Here is an 18,824-nt window from a genome sequence, read left to right as displayed (position 1 = left end):
GGTTAAAACCGCACCCGCTCCAGGAGTGGTTCGCCTTATCTTTCGTTGCCTCAGGAATTTCCGTTTATGAACTCTCCTCTGCCTTCCAACTCCGGTTCATTCCCTTCCACTCGTCTGCGTCGCCCTCGGCGCGAAGACTGGTCGCGGAGATTAGTAGCCGAACAGCAGCTCACCGTCAACGATCTGATCTGGCCCCTCTTCATCCACGAAGGGACCAACATACGCGAAGCCATTCCCTCCATGCCGAATGTCAACCGGCTGAGTCTCGACCTGATGGTCGATGCCATCGCAGAAGCGGCTGAACTGAAGATTCCCGCCATCGCTCTCTTTCCCGCTACCGATTCCAATTTGAAAACAGACGACGCCCGCGAAGCCTCCAATCCAGACAACCTCGTCTGCCGCGCGGTCCGGAAAATCAAAGAAGCGAAACTCGATATCGGTATCATCTGTGATGTCGCCCTCGACCCTTATTCCAGCCACGGACAAGACGGCCTCGTACGAGAAGGTTATGTCGTCAACGACGAAACGGTCGAAGCCCTCTGCAAACAATCGATCGTGCAAGCCGCCGCCGGTTGTGACATCATCGCACCTTCTGACATGATGGATGGTCGTATCGGTGCGATCCGGAAGGCACTCGATGCAGAGGGTTATGATCACGTACAAATTATGTCTTACGCCGCCAAGTACGCTTCGGCTTTCTACGGTCCCTTCCGCGACGCCGTCGGTTCGTCGGGTAACCTGGGCACAGGCGATAAACGGACCTACCAGATGAACCCGGCCAACGGTGACGAAGCTCTGCGCGAAGTTGCGCTCGACATTGCCGAAGGAGCCGACATGGTGATGGTCAAACCGGGCATGCCTTACTTGGATATCGTCCACCGAGTCAAGTCCACCTTTGGCGTTCCCACTTACGCCTACCAGGTCAGTGGCGAATACGCGATGCTTGCCGGAGCCGCTGCCCAAGGCTGGCTCGACCACGACAAGGTCATGCTCGAATCGTTGCTGTCATTTAAACGTGCAGGAGCGGATGGGGTTTTGACATACTTCGCCGTAGAAGCCGCGAAGCTGTTACGCGGGTGATCACTTGTTTGATCGTTTTTGGACAACTTTATAAATTGCAACAAATTCCTGTCGTTAAACAAGAGCAGCCGATGAAAATCATCACTGATAATCTTACTCATATAGAACCTCTCACCCTGCGATTTTTTTTTGATAAATCCACTTCTTCAAAAGTCAGACAGGGATTTGCGACGTTTGCCATTGATTGGTTTACTTCCCAGGAACAAGTCGACCCGGAAAAATGGCGTCTTTGTGAGTATAGGTATCAATTAGAATCAGCCGATGAGCCAGAAGTCGTCACGGTTTATTGTGAACTCATGCCTGAGGGCGAAGTGGAGCAGCTCGCGAAGGCTGTTAGATTGCAGTTTCCCCAAATCAAAGAACTACGGTTAGGCGAACCGTTCATCAAAAACAAATCACTGGATATTGAGTGGATTGAACTTCCTGCGAGAGAGGTTGTCATAAATAAACAACGATACCTCGTCTCTGAATTCAGCATCAGCTTCTCGGCAATTACACTTGGGCAATTCCAGAAATTTATGAATAACACGGAGCACCAGCCAAGGCCTGATTCGTTCACGAGAACGGGGTATACAGTAGAGACTCAACTTGAAAGATATGGGGATAATCCCCAAGTACCACTCTTCGGCCTCACCTACGATGACGCCATTGCTTACTGCAAGTGGTCAGGGTACCGATTGCCAACAGATCCCGAGCTAAGAAGTTTCTTTGACCATACAGCAGAGCTAAGTGAGCTTCATCATGAATGGTCGGGCATAAACTGGACATCAACACCAGCAGGTACCGAACAATTCGTGGGGAGAGATGGTCCCTATAGTCCTCTCCCTATTGATGCCGAGGACTCCTGCACAAAACCTTTGCACAAAGACCAATATGAACTGATGGATGCACCGGTTTTTCGTGTAATTAGACACTAAACTCTTCAGTTTACGGATTTCGACATGCATATCCTCATCACCGGCGCTGGACCAACGGGACTTACTGCAGCCGTAGAGTTGTCGCGGTTGGGGTTCCAGACCACGGTGATCGATCAAAGCGAAAACCCTTCCCTGCTCTCCCGCGCCGTGGGGATATTGCCCAAAAGCTTGTACATCCTCAAACCTTCGGGGGTCACGGACCTGTTGTTGACGGAAGGAATTAAGATTCGGGAAGGTCGGTTCTTTCTGGGAACGGAGCAACCTCTGTCGATCTCTCTGCAAGGAGGACATCCCGAGTACGACTTTCTCCTCGCTCTCGCACAGGATCGAACAGAAGCTCTACTACGTCAGGTGTACGAACAGCATGGCGGAGTTGTCCATTATGGATCGAAGCTAACCGGCCTGCGGCAAACAGAAAATCAGGTATTCGCCCAAATAAACGACGGCGAAGAACAAGCGTTTGATTATTTGATTGGAGCCGATGGAGTCCACAGTACCGTCCGCAAATCACTCGACATTGGATATGATGGTTTCCAGCTTCCCGAAACTTGGTCGATTGCCGACGTCGATGCAATCAACTGGCCGCATGCCGAAAACATTTGCCTGATGACCTTATCGGCTGGGCGGATTGTGGTTGTCGTTCCGCTTGCCGAGAACCGATACCGAGTTGTCTCCAATACTCCCGCTGCTCTGGAAACATTACCTGTTCCGATGGAGGTGCAGAAAGTTCGCCGGACGGATGACTTTCATATCTCGATTCGGCAGGTTCACGAATACCAACGGAGTCGCGTCTTTCTCGCCGGGGACGCCGCACACTGTCACAGCCCCGCTGGGGGCCGCGGCATGAATCTCGGCATCGCCGACGCCGCCGATCTCGCCCAACGATTTCAAACAGGTACCCTCGATGGATATCAGAAATCTCGCTCCCCAGAAGGAGCCCACACCATCAAACTCAGCGAACGATTGCGCAAGACAATGACTTCGTCTAATCCATTCGTAAAAGGCTTACGCTGGTCAGTCTTAAAGACGATTTCAAAATCGAGCTATTTGCAACGGAAGTTGGCGAGAATCATTCTGACGGGGTAACGAGCAGTTTCCGAATCGCCTCTAACAGCACTCCTTCCACCTGCGGTGCTACGCGCGAAACCTGACTCGTTTCATATCCTCCCTGACCGTAGGCGATCTCGGTGCCGATGTAACCAGGGCCGTAGTCGCCATACGCGGCCATGGCAACAAAGCGATCTGGTTGCATGGCTTGGGCTGCAAGTTGGTACTCCACGAACAGTTCTCCCGGAAGATGCAGGATCGACGCATCACCCAGGTTCAAGCAACTGATGGGTATTTCATGGCCTTCATTCATTCGGCGAACAAAGGTTAAATCACGGGCCGCCCGCATACGAACTTTTGGGGTTAAATCGGTATTCTCCAGTTTAGCTTTTAGTTCTTCTGCCTTGAGGTTTTCTCTGACTGGTAAGTTCACCCCCACGACCGACCAGTTGATCATGTCACTTGTCAGCTCTGTCTTCGTTTGGGAATCCCAGGCCTTTTGCATCCCTTCCGCCAGACGAGACGCGAGAAGGGGCCGTTTGTCTTTAGCACCGTCGTTATATTTTCCTGCGGCGATATTGCCACCGGCTCCATCAAAATGAATGTGCGGTACACCAAGGTTTTTCTGCTGTTGTTCCCGGGCAATCCCGACGAAATCCCAGTTAACGCTTCCCTTGCCGTAATAGCTTTGCGGATGCGTGGCATAATAGGTGAGCACTGCAACGGGCTGGTCCTTGTTCCAGAACGAGATCAGGCGAACATCCGGATCGATTGTTCCTTCCGGTGCTTCGCGTGCCGCTTTATTCTTGCCTCCCGAACTTTGCCGTTGCAAAACGACCTTTCCATTCTCACCGAGAATACGTCGATTCGAAGCGACCTTTTCGACGCGGCCTGTACCAATTCCCATGTGGGTAATGAGCACCGCTGCCTTCATCGATTCCCTCGCTGCTGTCGCCACACGCTGCATCGATTCGTGATCAAAATCGGGGTTAGAATAATTTCCAGGTAACCCGACTTCACGAAGTAACTTCTCTGTCGCGAAATCGCTTCCGGGGGCGTCATGCTGATGCAACGTCTGCAGGGCGACTCGATCCGCCGTGGTGCCAGTGGCCTCGGCGATTGTTTTGCGGAACTGATCATAGCTTTCGTTGCCAATTCCCACCCAATCGAATGCACAGAGCACAATCGGTTGGTCATCGTATTGGAGAACGATACCGCGGGCAGTCAGCGGCGTGGTGATCTCCATCACCGGTGCCACATTGCCGTTACAGAGCGGCGAACCTAGCGGCGGCGTGACATCGGCTTCAAACGTCGAAAGCCGAACCGGTTCAGCGGCAATCAGCGAGGAGGCAAATAACGATGTTTGAAAAACGACAAAATATAAAATACGGAGAAACATGGACAGACCACCATTCTGAAAGCTCATGTTAAGAGCGCGTAAAAAATGCCCTCGGAAATTGCGAGGGCATTCGGTGAATTATCTTTTTGCAAGCGGACTCACGATCAAAGGTGAACCCAGTAACGCGGGTCCCTTACGACGAAGCCGTTATTGAGGTGCGGCTTCAGGCGACTGAGCCGTTTGCGGATTCGGATCACGAAGGAGATCGACTTCTTGCTGAATCGCGGCAACCAGGTTGTTCGCTTCGTCGACTTTCTGCTTAGCAGCAACCACCTGTTCTTTGACAGGAGCAACAGCCGCTGTCTTGTCGGCGACCTGTTTTTCTGCAGCGACAATCGCCTGTTGATCAACAGGTACTAGTTCCTGAGAGACGACTAAAGCCTGTTTAGCCTGTTCCAGTGCGGCAACCAGATTTACCAGGTTCGTTTTATGAGTTGCCAGTTCGGTCGTTTTCTTGGCGATCAACTGTTTCCACTGTTCGACAGCCTGTTTGAGATCGGCATCGTCGCCAGAGGTTTGCAGTGCCAGTTCTGCTTTCTGCAACGTCTCGTTCAACTGAGGAACCGTCGCTTCGGCTTTCGCGACAGTCTGTTCGCCAGCCTGCTGATTGGCGGTGGCTTGCTCTACGGCGGTCTGATTGGCGACAACCTGTTCGTTGGTCGCTTTAAGTTTATTCTGAGCAGCAGCCAATCCATCCTGAGCCTGTTGCAGTTCACCTTCCAACTGCTGTAGTTGTCCGGTTAAGTCTTCATAGGTAATGACGACTTCTTCCTTCTGAGTTTTCCGCTCTTTAAGAGCGACCAGTTTCTGATGGAAATCGATTTCACCGGTCCACTTGGCGACAAGCTGCTGTGATGCTTGAAGTTTATTGTTGGATTCATTGGCGACAGCGTTAGCGGCCGTCGCTGTTTCCTGGGCCACTTTAAGTGGTTCGACCAAGCCGTCTGCCGTTTTCTGAGCGACCTCTTTCTTAGCCAGTGTTTCCACGACACCTTGCTCGGCGGCCGCGTGAACCTGTTTCGCTTTTTCAAAGACAGGTGTCACTTCCGCCAGTTTTTTCTCAGTAACAGCGAGTTCGTTGGTCTTGGTATCTTTCTGTAGTGTAACATCGGCAGCGGCTTTCGCCAGTTGCTCATCACCAACCGATTGCTCGGCAGCCTGCTTCATTTTGGCAGCAGACTCTGAAAGGAGCGGCATTACCTTTTTCAACTCGGCAACACGCTGAGTCGTCGTAGTGTGTTCGGCAGCAAGCTTATCGAGATTCTGTTTGGCAGCATCTCGCGTCTTAATCATTTCGGCATGAGCATCCGCCGTCTGTTTCAATGCGGCTGCTGCATCGGTTGACTGTTTCTGAACCGCAGCCAGAGCATCGTTGGCCACTTTAGCTGCTTCGGCATTTTTCTGATGAGTCTGTTGTATCTGGACGAACTCAGCTTTTGCTGAATCAAGGCGTGCTTGAAGCGGTGCGGGGTTCTGGTTCAGCTGACCGAGTTGGGCTCCGTCTTCCGCATTCCAGACACGGATTTCTCCGTTCCAGTCGCCCGCAATAACGCGGTTGGTTTCGTCCGAGAAAGTCACTTCCAGAGCGTAATCAGAGAACGCGGCGAAGTCGCGAAGTTTGCCACCGTTGACGTCCCACAGAGTTGTTACCTTGCTGCGTCCACCAGTCAGCAATCGGCTGTCACGGGTAAATTCAACAGATTCGACACCGGCACCATCCGCACTCCAAGTCTTGACCTGAGTTCCGTTCTCTGGCTCCCAGAGACGCAACGAGCCATCCAGGCTGACGGAAGCCAGCAAGTTGGAATCTCCTCGCCAGGAAACATCAGTGATGAAATCGGTATGCCCTTTCAGTTCGGCGTACTGACGTCCCGTAAAGGATTCCCACGTAAACATACCTCCGTTCCGGTCAGCTGTCGCCAGGAGCACGCCATCAGGACTGAATTCCAGTGAGCAAACCCAGTCGGTATGTTTTTTCATTTCATGCAGCAGGCTGCCATCTCCGGTCGAATAAATCCGGACGAGCTTATTGGAACCACCGAGAGCAATCATGGTCTGGTCGGCGCTGATATCAGCAGCCAGCACAGCATCCAATTCGTCACCCACTTCGATGACACGTTCACCGGTTCGAATATCCCAGACAATCGCTTTTCCCAGTGAGGCACCCCGTCCACCGGCGGCCATCAACAAACCACCATTTCGGCTGAATTTCAGAACCAGAGGATCTCCTTCTGGAAATGGGAGTACTCCCAGCATTTCAAGATTAGCGGCATCGTAAAGTACAATCTGCTGTTGCCCGGCCACGGCCACCAGAGAAGACCACGGGTTCGTTGCCATCGCGGTAACTGCGGTCACTTGGTCAGTATGGACTACGGCCTCTTTGCTGATCCGAAGTGGCATGGGGGCGGGACCTTCCGGTCGCTCAGTAGGAGCACCCGTCAGACCAAGGTTCGCTTTCTTCTTCATTGCCCGGGGTTTGCCACCCGCGTTTTCGATCGCTCCACCCTCAATCCATTTGGAAATAATGGCCAGTTCGTTCTCGGGCATCTTGTCTGAATTCGGCGGCATCACCGGTTCAGAGTCGTGCGTGATCAACATATAAAGATAGCTGTCGGAAGGTGAACCTGGATCAACAACTTCACCCGACGCTCCGCCGATCATAGCGGCGTTATAGCTGGTCAGGTCGAGACCGGCTACTTTTTTGTTTGTGTTATGACAGGAAAAACATTTCGCCCGCAGAATGGGCTGAACGTGATCCTGGTAGTTGATTGGCTTATCATCCCCGTAGACCAATAGCGGACTTCCTGCCAACAGAAGGACAGCCGCCAATAGCGGAGTCCTGGGCAGGAATTGGTGAACGGAATCAAAGGATTTCGGCAAAATCATTATCTACTTCTCCGCAGCAGGCTGCTCAACGATCGATTTATTATTCAGAATGCCCCCGTAAGCAGGGGTCCGTCCAGCACCAATTCAGGACTTATCTCAATTCATCAACAATTCTTACAGAGAATCGAATTGAGTAGACCTTGGACTGATTTCCGAAAATCAAAAGGTGTTTTCAGTCATTGAAAAAAGAGGAACCAGAACGGGTCACGATTACTCGCGATACGCTCTAGTGATTAAACAGGAACTCCCTGGAGTTAAGGAGCGCCCAGAAGATGTCTTCCAGGGCCTGTTGGGGTGTGCCTCCTGCAGCGATCTGTTCATTCAGAACAGCGATTTCCTTATCCGTTGGTTTCCGCGTCAAGGTGCGGATGTAAAGTTCATTTATGACGTCCTGCGGTGTTGCTCCTGCAGCAAGACGTGTCTCTACCAGTTTTCCTTCCAGGATTTTCTGGTTCGAGGTTTCTCCGTTAATCAGGTGAAGTGCCTGAGATAAGTTTGGTTCCATCGATACTTCGCAGGCACAGACCGTTTCCCGCTTCGCCCGACCGAAAGTATCGAGGAAGTAGGTCGAGGTATTCCCGTCGGCAATCTGTACCGCTCGGGCTCCCTGAGGTAAGCCTTGGAACTTATTTTTCGTTTCTGTCACTGTACTGATGCAATCGAGCATCACTTCGGCTCGCAACCGTCGTAAGGCGGCGTGAGAGAAGTTTGTCGTATCGAGCTTGTTCGACTCGTTCGTTGTGGTCGCCAGCTGATAGGTACGAGAATTACAAATGTCACGGACCAGTTTCTTGAAGTCGTAATTGTACTCAGTGAATCGCTTCGCCAGATCATCCAGCAGTTCCGGGTTCACGGGGGGGTTACTGACACGGACGTCGTCCACTTCGTGGATAATGCCGCGGCCCAGGAAGTGAGCCCAGACAATGTTCACCAGGTTTTTGGCGAAATATGGATTTTCGGGAGAAGCGAGCCAATTGGCAAGAACTTCGCGGCGGTCTTTCCCAGCCACATCAGGGATCGCTCCACCAAGGAATTTCGGTGTCATGACCTGACCAGAGACAGGATGTTTAACTTCTCCGCTTCCTTTGTTGAAGATGATCAGCTCGCGTGGGTCTTCACCCTGTTTACGTCCAATTTGCGAGAAGAACGCCGAGAACTGATAATAGTCATCCATCGTCCAACGGTCGAAGGGATGGTTGTGACATTGGGTACATTGAATTCGCATTCCCATGAAGACCTGAGCGATGTTTTCCGCTGTCTTCAGGGTATCCTGCTCGCCCTGGTAATAGTTGGTCGCGGCGTTCGAAAAGGTACCGCCGTTCGCAGCAATCAGTTCTCGAGCCATCTGGTCGATGGGAGTGTTGCTCGCGATTTTCGCCTGTAACCAGTCGTAGTACCGTAGCATCGATTTATAAGTCACCCGGTTGGCGACGGTGCGAATCTGTAACAACTCGGCCCATTTCATTACCCAGATTTCAACGAACTCTTTCCGTTCGATTAATTCATCGATGACAACCGACCGTTTGTTGGGATCGTCACTGGCCATGAAGCTCTGGTACTCTGACGGAGAGGGCAAGGTGCCAACAATGTCGAGAGAAACCCGGCGAAGGAACTCTTCGTCAGTGCAAAGCTCAGATGGATTAATCCGCAGCTTGGTCAGTTTGTTATTGATGTGTTCGTCGATGTAGTTATTCGTGGCCAGTTCGGGAGCCTCATACTGGAGACCTTTCGGTAACACGATGAAGTGCGAACCGACGGTGTGAGTTTCAAACCGGGCCATAATAAAGGCTTCGCCACGTGTTCCAGCGGTGACTTCCCCTTCTTGAGAGACGTCTGCAGATGTTTCGTTCGCCGAGATGAAGTAAGCGAGGCTAGTGACATCGCGGCTGGTACCGTCAGCATAATTGGCGCGGACTGTTAATTTTTGAGTTGCTCCTTCGCCATCCAGAACAGCGGCAGGTGGGTACAGCTCGACGGAGGTAACAGCTGGAACTTCACCAGGATCATTTTTGGCTCCCGCTTCTAACCAGCGGATGAGAGTCTGGTTCAATTCACTATCCGGGGCGAACCGTTTTCCACCGGTGTGGGGCACGGTGCCGACTGATTTTTCAACTAGCAGACTGCGTTCGGGTTGGGCGAGGTTGATACGACGGGTACTGATTTCATGAGTCAAACGGAAGTGGTCACCGTTGGGATCAAACCCAAACAGCGAGAGGCGGAAGCCATCCTTACCGCGAGCCGCTCCGTGACAGCTACCCGTGTTACAGCCACCTTTCATGAAGACCGACATGATGTCCAGCTTGAAGCTGATGGCACGATCTTCCTTGGCTTTCTCAATTTTAATGGGTACTGCAACAGTCAACCCGGAGTACTCCGCTGAAAGTTGAGTCTCACCATCGGCCTGAGGATACAACGTGTTGTTTTCGAACTTGGCGATTTCCGTGTTGGCAAGAGTCCACTTCACATCCTGAGTCACATCTCGGGTGATTCCGTCGGGATAGACAGCCTGAACAACGATGGATTGCCGGTCGCGAGAGGTCGTGAGCGCCACGTTCGGAGGAAAGATTTTAATCTCCGACGGTGCAACGACAGCGGGCACAGCCGGTTTCGCTTCTTCTGGTTTTGGCTCTGGCTTCGGTTCTGTTTTCGGCTCCGCCGGTTTTTCCTCGGGCTTAGATTCCTCGGCCTTCGGCTCGGCGGGCTTTTCTTCGGGTTTTGGCTCCGCAGGCTTGGCTTCTTCAGCGGGTTTGGCCGCTTCTGGTTTCGCCTCTTCAGTGGCGGGCGGGGCCGGGTCTTCTGCCCGTAAAGCGTCCGCAGAGAAGGTCACAAGAGTGAAACTCAATCCACACAGAAGTGTCAATATTCGTTTGTATAACATTGTCAAACAACCTGTTCAGGTAGCGAGTTCAAATATGAGTGAGGTTCAGAAGAAGATTCGTAAGAAACGTTGATTTCAAAATCGGGAACAGCTGGCCGAGTTTATTCCTCGCCTGCGGAGGCAGCGGCTGCTGCATCCGATCGCTGTTTCGCTTCCAGCCGAAGTTTCTCCAATCGCGTCAACCGTTTTTCTGGTTTCGCTTCAGGAGGCTTGGGCTCTTCTTTCTGTGCGACCGGCATCGGTGTGGGTGTCGGCATGGGGGGAGCATCTTTGGGAGGTGGCAACGGTTTATCAATCCGTAACTCGGTTCCTGGAGTGTTGTGCAGAATCGGTTCATTATTCTGTGTGATAATCACCCGGCAGAAGATATTCTTATGCGTTCCTTCGGGGCTGGTGGGATCGGTCGTCAACTTGAAAACCAGTTCCTCCTGTCCCGCTTTCAATGTCATCTCAGGAGCCGTCACTTTGGCGGGCAGACCAAGAAGAGTCACCTGTGCGTCACCTTCAAACGGTTTAGCGTGGGCTATCTTACAGAAGATTTCTGTCTCCTGACCCTGTTCGGCAGCGGCTCTCTCCAAGGTGAAGTTAAAGTAAGGTTCGGCGACTTCCAAGTTCGCTAACTGGGAAGAAACCCAAGCCGTTCCATTCACATCTGCTGATCCCAGAGCAAACAGACGCCAGGTTTGAATACCGGCATTTCCATTCGCACTAAGTGGGTAGGTGACTTCGTTCTGGCCTTCCGGAATCGTCACGGAACTGGTTCCACCCACGCCCGGAGGCAGGTATGGCACGACAATATTGATGGGAGCGGTGAAGCCTTCTTTTCGAGTTGCCACAATCTTCAACTGCATTGAACCACCGCGGACCAGTGGAACCTGTGGTTGAACAATTTCCAGTGTGTAAGGGAGTTCTTCAACGACAGCGACTGACAGTAGGGTGACATCTTTCCAGCAATACAGCGACTGTCCAGGATTGGCGATCACGTAGTCGGCCCGGTTCAGGAAGCTACCTGAAATGTTGGTCTCGGGATTCACATGTTTTACGCGGAAGTCAATCAATGCGCCGCCAACGGGAGCATCTGCAGCCGCTTCAAATACCACTGGCATCGTGTTCTGGTTGTCAGGCATGGTTTCAGCATGCATCGTGATTCCCGCAGGCAATCCCTGAGGGTCAAGAACAAGCTCTCCACCGAAATTCTGGCGTGCCGCGGAAAAAACCGTTCCGAATTTGTTACCACGAGCAACGTAAATCTGCTGGCGGCTCTGCGAATAACGAGCGACCCGGGGAATCCCCAGAGTCAGGGATGGTTTAACGGCTGAGAACTCAACGCGGTAAACAAAATCAGGACCACCCCGTTTCAGATGGTCGTAGACGGCCAATTTATATTCACCATCCGCTGGAAAGGTGTAACGGAAGTAACTGTCCGGCTTACGGGCATCGTCGTCCGAAGCCAGAGACTTGCCGTTTGCATCGTAGACAACCATGACCGAATCGAGTGGTGAGCGAATCCGACGGGCGAAACATTCGATTTCAAATATCTGGCCTTTGGTCGCCTGAAACTTGTAGTAGTCGACATCACCTGGTTCCGAGATAATTCCGTTGAACGCCAGTGGCAATTCCACGGGACTGGCCTCCGCGACCGTGTTGTTGGGTTCCACTTCGAAAGCATTGCCATGCTCGAAGAGGCGGAATGGGTTCGGTGTGGGGGCAATTCCTTCGGGAGTTTCCAAACAGATTCCGAACTCTTCGCTGGGTTCAGCAGGCAGCATAATTTTCTGAACCAGATCGCCACCTGGAACACCGAGGAAATTCACTTCGGTCTCTTCACCCATTTTGCCGCCGGCTGGATAGGCCACCAGAGGCCGGGGAAAATTACCCACATGCAGGATATAGCGGCAGTTGCCGTTACCAGCGTAGGAACTTTCGCGAACTTCGATAATGTATTTTCCATCTTCCGGAGCAACCACAGCCGCGACGCAGTCTTGAAGTGCGAGCGGAGAGTCGTCAGCGGCAGAGAGTTCAAATCGTTTGCTGTCGAGAATGGCGACGTAAGGGTCAAACAACGTCGCAGAAAGTCGCATCCCCAGAACTTCGGCGGAAATGCGTTCCCCTTTTTTCGCTTCGACAACGTAGTAATCGACGTCTTCGTTCTGCACAATTCCATGTACAGTCGAATTCATCGCGAGGACTTGAGGAGCTTCGAACTCATTATTGGGTTCTGCCTCTTCCACCTGTGCAAGAGTAGGCCCTACCCAGAAAGTACGGTACTCCGAAAGTCCGCTCGCCGTCCGCACGTGAGCAACGTGTTCGCCTATGCGGCATTCCGGCGACACTTTAACTTTCACTGTCACTTTGCCGTCTTCCGGTTTCAGTTCGAGAACTTCAAACCCGGAATCGTAAAAGAGAATTTCCTGAGCATCGGCCAGCTTTCCACCTTGAAAAACCATCTCGGTCTCAACCCCACGCGGTACCGAACGTGGCGTAATGATGGACAAACCTGGGGATGAGGCCTGTGCAGGAACGGAACCGATTAAACCGGCAACCAGAACCAGCATGATCATCTTCAGGCCAAGTAACTGCTTGAGGACAAAATGATGATTTACGAAACTGAGCGTATTCCGTTCAGGATGCAACATCGTGGATAACCTTACTGGTAGAAAACTCGTGAGAGCGATTTTTAGAATCTTGAAACGCGAGAGAGTAACGAGACCGGAAACCCGGTCCCCGTTTTCGTCGAGCCTCGTTCCAGAATCGCGATTGCTACCGCGGCAGAACGTGGCCCTCGTCTGCAATATCACACATGTCAGATGAGTAATTCTTTACGAACTTTTCCACCGTCGACGATTTCGATTGGACGATCACCGGGAGCCATGAGTTCCTTATCAGAAACGACCCCCAGACAATGGTAGATCGTGGCGGCCCAGTCTTCGACGTTGAGTGGGTTGTCTTCAGGCTCGCTGGCAGTCGCGTTGGAGGAACCATAAACGACTCCCCCTTTCACACCACCACCTGCCATGGCGACTGAGAAAACTTTCGGCCAGTGGTCGCGGCCAGCGGTCGCGTTGATTTTGGGAGTTCGTCCGAATTCAGAAGCGACAACGACCAGCGTTCTCTCGAGCTGACCACGTTGATCAAGGTCACGAATCAGAGCGGCATAGGCCTGATCAAACTCAGGCAACTGGCGGTCAACTCCGCCTTTAATATTGTCGTGCATGTCCCAGCTACCGTAAGTCATAGTAACAAAGCGGGCACCTGCTTCAACCAGTCGGCGAGACAGCAACATCCGGGAGCCTGCCTGGTTGCGACCATACTGATCACGCACTTCCGCAGTTTCGGCGTCGATATTAAACGCTTCGCGGGCTTTTTCTGAACTGACGAGGTTGTAGGCTCGCTGATAGAAAGTATCGACGGCGTCGATTGAGTCCGACTCTTCTTTTGTCGTGAAATGATCATTCACGGCGTCCAGAATATTACGCCGTCGAGTAAACCGAGTGTCGTCCACGCCGTTCGGCAAGGTCAAGTCGCGTACAGAGAAGCCTTTAGCAGCCGGATCGGCCCCCAGGCTGAACGGAGCGAAGGAGGAACTGAGGTAACCTGTTCCCGCAAATTCGTTCGGTTGATTGGGAATACAGACATACTGCGGAATGTTGTTCCGAGGCTCAAACTCGTGAGTGATCACACTTCCCATACTGGGAAACTTCAGAGCCGGGCTGGGGCGATAACCGGTGAACATGTTGTGCGTACCCCGTTCGTGGGCCGCTTCACCGTGGGTCATCGATCGACAGAAGGTGATTTTGTCAGCTACCTGGGCTGTTTGTTTCATCAATTCGTTGACGCGAATACCAGAGACATTCGTGTCAATCGAACCCATCGGGCCACGGTATTCGACAGGAGCGTAAGGCTTCGGGTCAAACGATTCCTGATGAGCAAGTCCTCCCGGCAGGTAAATGAAAATGACGGAGTCGGCGGTTCCGTCGAAACTTTCATAATGTTTCAATTCGGCCTGAGCCTGGCGTATTTTCAAGAACTGTCCGAGTGACAGACCGACGCCACCGCAAAAGCCAACATGCAAAAACTCACGACGCGAGGGTAACTTGAACATGCGAGGAACTCCTTAGGCTGTTCTTTATTCGGCGAGCTTGTTCTTAAAAATATTCAGAAGCAAGTAGAGGTTCTCTAAATCCATAACACTGACTAACGTCAGCGATTATCATCAGTAAACGAAATTACGATCAATTTCTCAACAGGCATTCGCCTAAATAGAAAGATCTTGTCTCGGATCGACGGTTCAGATTGAGGCAGGCGAATGCATTCGAATTACAGGTCTGATGCAACTCCGTACATCAAAGACAACACCGAATCATTCGGAGATTTCAGGCAGGATATAATAGGAGGGATAATTTGCGAGCAAGTGATTCTGACAGCCCGATCTGGAAATCAGCTCGATCTTGTCATTGATAAGGAGGGTGTGCCGACCATAGGGAGAGTGGAACACTCTCCTAAGGGAGCCGTACACATAAGTAATCACTTGCCTTTATGAGACCCGTTCTCCAGCAGAATGTCAAGAATGGATTCCCGTTCTAATAGAAATTTGTACCGAAGACCTTATTTACACTGATTCTGAACAAATAATGTCCTGAATCAAACCCGACGGCTTGGACCTATGGACGCCTTCGAAGTGGTTGTCCCGATTTGTCACAACGGTTGGGTTGGTTCTGCCCTTCCCTGCTTCCACAAGCTTCCCTCCTGAATAACAAAAACACCTGCGGAAACGAATTCGCAAGTGTTGCTGTTGATCCAATATAGATCATGGAACTGTACAGTGCACAAAATATTCACCGTGCACAAAAAAATCGCCCCATCGGAAACCGAGGGAGCGATTTGAATCAATGACTGACAACTTAACTGCCAGGACTATTTGGCCAGTTCCGCTTCGATGGCGGTGACCACTTCTTCGGAATCGGGTTGTGTCTTAGTCCGGAAGCGTTCGACCACTTTGCCATCTTTACTGATCAAGAACTTCTCAAAGTTCCATTTCACTTTTCCTTCGTCGGCTGCTGAAGTCGTCAAGTATTCGTACAGAGGAGCCTGCTCTTCTCCGTTTACTTCAATTTTGGAGAACATGTCGAAAGTCACACCGTAGTTCTTTTCGCAGAACTGGGCGATTTCAGACTCGTCACCTGGTTCCTGTTTTCCAAACTGGTTACAAGGAAAGCCAAGTACTGCCAAGCCTTTGTCAGCGTATTTCTCGTGCAGCCCCTGCAGGGGTTCGTACTGAGGAGTTGCACCACATTGGCTGGCGACATTCACGATCAGCAGAACTTTGCCTTTGTACTGGCTCAGGTCGACTTCTTTGCCGTCCAGAGACGTCATTTTTTGTTCGAAGATGGGGCTTTCCTCCTGATCAGCGGCGTTAACAGAAGCGACTGCGGTCAGCATCAATCCGCAAATCAGAGACAATGCGAGGGAGACCTTTTTCATACCAAGTTTCCTTTCTGCCTGTTCAGGCGGAGCAAATCTATGTGTGTAAGCATTTTGTGAAAGTAATTGTATGTCCACTCTGTAAGACCAGAGGTGATTTCGATCAGCGACGCGTTGGCGAATGAAATTTATTCCCGCTGTCGCATCAATACTCTCTTATCAGAGTGTACGCCGACGGGAAATGCAATCCTAAACCGGTTTAAAGTTGATGAGGCAAAACGAGCGAACCTGTGACTGAAATAAATCGGACATTTCGCTCCTGTCCCCTTAACCTTCAGGGACGTAAAGAACTTCAGCCCCTCTCCCCTGCTGAATAAGCGGGACATAAGTTTCCAACTCTGCATTTGTAGCCGGGTCGGTCAAGTCAACCACCTGCCCCCGTTCGGCAGAGAGATAGGCGGCCATGGTCAGTCGGACGATCTGTAAACCGTAGTTCCAATCGAGCAAAGGTTTCGCCCCCGTCCGAATCGCCCGGATCGCATCTTCGTTTTCAGTATTATACCCATAGAGGTCGGGTTCATTGGGCTGCACGGCCAGTAGCCCACGAGTCGCAGTTGATTTCTCCAAGGCAGTTTCCGCATCGGACAGACTGGCAGCAGCCTCATCGCCGATGAAAATTTCGAGAGGTGAGCGGAGCGTATTCATCTCAAACGCGTAACTGGCCCCCAGTCCATCCAGTGCCAGCCGCAATCCCTGCTTGTCATACATCCAGGAGACCGTGAACTGACTTTTCACCCGCTGCCCTGTTTCCGGGTTTTCGTAGGTGACGATCCCTGTCGCAAAATCCTCCGCGGGAGTTTTACTGAAGTCGACATCGAACTTTTCTTTCAACTGCTCCCGCCAGCGGGGTTGTCCCCACTTAAGAAGAGACAGATCGGCCTGAACCGAAACCGGTTTGAGAAAATCAACCGGCTTACCGGGAGGCGTCAATGTGTACCAGCCAACCGCCAGGCAATGGCAGCCCATGTCGGACATGACTCCCCCGCCCTGCAGGGAAGGAGTCCAGAACCAGGCGCTGTGCGGGCCGGCATGTTCTTCTGAGGAACGCGTCAGTACGGGAGGCCCCATCGTTTCAATCACCGGAGCGAGTTGATCGCGGACCGCCTGGATCGAACCCATGTGCAACTGGTTTTCGAAATAGATCGTTTGTAAATCAACCGACTCGGCCAGTTCGATCACCTTGCGTGCTTCCTGCAGATTGCGACCGAGGGGTTTCTCACAGATGATCGCTTTGATCGAAGTACCAGCCTGAATCGAATTCACAATCCGTTCAACTGTTTCAACGCGGGTGAAGTTCGGCCCGAAGATGGCAACGACATCAACATGCGGCAACATCTCTTCAATGCTGTCGTAAATCGTCCCGGGTCCGAGATCGTTTTGTTTAATAAATTCCGACAGCGTTTCGGGACGTCGTCGCGACGTAATACCGCTGATCGTCAAACCACGGACTTGCAGCATCGACTTAAGCTGAAAGCCCGTAATGAAACCGCCACCAATGATGCCATAACGTAGAGGAGTGTCGCTCATAAGAATTGTGTTTCTTCAAACTATTGTCTGGAATTAATTCAGAACAATAGTTTACACAATCCTCGCGCACGCAGAAACCAGATGCGAAGGTAGCCAGGGAAGTTTTCGCTCGACGGATATCAGCCAAGCGGGCACTAATAATCAGATTGGTAGATGCAAATCGGATTGGTGCACATATTCGCTCAACTACGTTGCCAGCTTCTGTCGCCACAGTACGGAACCCAGCACGAAGAAGAAGACCGAGAAAGCGATTAAGACGCCGCAGGACTCCGCCACAATACTAAGGCTAGGAGTCTCCGCTTTCAGGATTTCACCAAAGGCGTTGAGAGACCAGTAATGGGGTGTCGCCAGACTGGTGTTCCGCAGTAGCTGGGAATTCATCCATTCAGGTGGAATGATGCACCCGGAGACGCCCGCCATCATGATGACGATCAGGTTCGAATAAGAAGAAACCTGCGAATCCGTTTTGACGATCAAGGCAATTACCAGACCCAGGCCAGTCGCCGCCAGCGAAGTAAAGAAAATCACGGGCAACAGCAATAGCGGTTCTGTCCCCCAGCTCATCCCGAAAGTAAACCGTCCGAACAGAAAGAGCAGGATAGTCTGTGCCAGCGAGATCAACAGGAAGGGAACTGTCTTCCCCACCATGACCGAAGCGGGTCGCAGCGGAGCCATCTGCAACCGCCGTAACGTTCCCTGATGTTTCTCCTGCAGGAAAGAACGTGCCATAATGTTGACCAGAAAGAACACGAACATCACCGTGAAACCCGGTACGATAAAGATGTACGCTTCGTTCAGTTGTGCCTTCGTTGGATCTTTCTGCACCGGAGCGGGGGCGTCCAGCGGTGGCAACACGCCGTTTAACTCGTACGGTTCACAGACCGACTTGTCTGCCATGGAACGAAAGTGACTTTCCGTTTCGCACATGACGTACGGTGAAATGACTTCTAACACTTTCACGCGGATCATCTCGTGTACAATCGAGTCTCGTGTTGCATTGCTGCTGCGCGATTCCAGATAGATATCGAGCGAGGAAAGCCCCGATTTCATTCGGCCCTGATCGAGCTGAAAAAGGTCCGCACTCTCTAATGTTTCGACCCGGGTCCAGAACTCTTCACCAAAGACGACAAGAACGTTTCCCACGTTCTCCTGCTGCCACTCTTCCGCTTCGGCGGCCGACTTCAATCGGGTTACCTTGAATCCACGATCAACTTCAATCTTGTTGATAATGTGCTCAGTCAACATCCGTGAATTCTTCTGTTGCCGCTCCAGTTCCTCTTCAGCGTCGGCATAACCAGAGGCTTCGGCCTCTTCTAATGTCACCGGGTCCAGCTCGGGCTCCAGTTCCATCAACTCTTCATAATTCTCAAATCCAAAACTGGGGGGATCGAACCGGCGCAGGTCCTGCAGGTCAAATTCATGATCAACCTGATCGAGAACCGCGATGGGAAATTTGTTTTTCTCTTCGTCACCCGTAGCGAACAGAGGGCCGACGGACATCCCGATGAGACCGATGAACAACATCGGCAACAACAGCAAGACCGCCAGCGCGCGCCCGTCGCGGCAAAGCAGCAGCAAATCTTTTTTGGTGATATTCCAACCGCCCATG

Annotated in this window: 11 protein-coding genes; 3 read left to right on the top strand and 8 right to left on the bottom strand. The window is 51.8% G+C overall.

Annotation, left to right across the window (positions count from 1 at the left end):
• Window positions 1–66: 66 nt before the first annotated feature.
• The 3 genes from hemB (at window position 67) to Pla110_RS05260 (ending at window position 3,083) form a co-directional block, all read left to right on the top strand.
• Window positions 67–1,080, top strand: a complete 1,014-nt coding sequence (hemB, locus tag Pla110_RS05270) for a porphobilinogen synthase (RefSeq protein WP_144993949.1) — start codon at window positions 67–69, stop codon at window positions 1,078–1,080.
• A gap of 71 nt (window positions 1,081–1,151) precedes the next feature.
• Window positions 1,152–1,997: an SUMF1/EgtB/PvdO family nonheme iron enzyme gene (locus Pla110_RS05265; RefSeq protein ID WP_144993947.1), complete on the top strand. Its 846-nt coding sequence runs from the start codon at window positions 1,152–1,154 to the stop codon at window positions 1,995–1,997.
• Window positions 1,998–2,021: 24 nt separating this feature from the next.
• Window positions 2,022–3,083 carry an FAD-dependent oxidoreductase gene (locus tag Pla110_RS05260; RefSeq protein WP_144993945.1) on the top strand — a complete coding sequence of 354 codons (1,062 nt, stop codon included), beginning with the start codon at window positions 2,022–2,024 and terminating at the stop codon, window positions 3,081–3,083.
• Here Pla110_RS05260 and Pla110_RS05255 read toward each other — a convergent pair.
• From Pla110_RS05255 to Pla110_RS05220, 8 genes are all read right to left on the bottom strand, one after another.
• Window positions 3,067–4,443: a hypothetical protein gene (locus Pla110_RS05255; RefSeq protein WP_144993943.1), complete on the bottom strand. Its 1,377-nt coding sequence runs from the start codon at window positions 4,441–4,443 to the stop codon at window positions 3,067–3,069. The genes Pla110_RS05260 and Pla110_RS05255 overlap by 17 nt on opposite strands.
• A 147-nt stretch (window positions 4,444–4,590) precedes the next feature.
• Window positions 4,591–7,329, bottom strand: coding sequence for a c-type cytochrome domain-containing protein (locus Pla110_RS05250; RefSeq protein ID WP_144993941.1), 2,739 nt, complete (start codon window positions 7,327–7,329; stop codon window positions 4,591–4,593).
• 226 nt (window positions 7,330–7,555) lie between these two features.
• Window positions 7,556–10,207, bottom strand: a complete 2,652-nt coding sequence (locus Pla110_RS05245) for a DUF1549 domain-containing protein (protein ID WP_144993939.1) — start codon at window positions 10,205–10,207, stop codon at window positions 7,556–7,558.
• Between the two features lie 101 nt (window positions 10,208–10,308).
• Window positions 10,309–12,843 (bottom strand): PPC domain-containing protein, encoded by a 2,535-nt coding sequence (locus tag Pla110_RS05240; protein ID WP_144993937.1) that lies wholly within the window; start codon window positions 12,841–12,843, stop codon window positions 10,309–10,311.
• Between the two features lie 167 nt (window positions 12,844–13,010).
• Window positions 13,011–14,309, bottom strand: coding sequence for a DUF1501 domain-containing protein (locus Pla110_RS05235; RefSeq protein WP_144993935.1), 1,299 nt, complete (start codon window positions 14,307–14,309; stop codon window positions 13,011–13,013).
• A gap of 812 nt (window positions 14,310–15,121) precedes the next feature.
• Entirely contained in the window at window positions 15,122–15,688 is a 567-nt protein-coding gene (locus Pla110_RS05230) for a glutathione peroxidase (RefSeq protein ID WP_144993933.1), read from the bottom strand.
• Between the two features lie 267 nt (window positions 15,689–15,955).
• The gene (locus Pla110_RS05225; RefSeq protein ID WP_144993931.1) at window positions 15,956–17,215 is read right to left on the bottom strand and encodes a Gfo/Idh/MocA family protein; all 1,260 of its coding nucleotides are present in this window, start codon (window positions 17,213–17,215) and stop codon (window positions 15,956–15,958) included.
• Window positions 17,216–17,401: 186 nt separating this feature from the next.
• Window positions 17,402–18,823: an ABC transporter permease gene (locus Pla110_RS05220; RefSeq protein WP_144993929.1), complete on the bottom strand. Its 1,422-nt coding sequence runs from the start codon at window positions 18,821–18,823 to the stop codon at window positions 17,402–17,404.
• Between the last annotated feature and the right edge of the window lies 1 nt (window position 18,824).

It is taken from the genome of Polystyrenella longa, from assembly GCF_007750395.1.
In the GTDB taxonomy this organism is placed as follows: Bacteria; Planctomycetota; Planctomycetia; order Planctomycetales; family Planctomycetaceae; genus Polystyrenella; species Polystyrenella longa.
The sequence above is the reverse complement of the archived record's forward strand: the minus strand, read 5'-3'. Positions and strand labels throughout refer to the sequence as shown.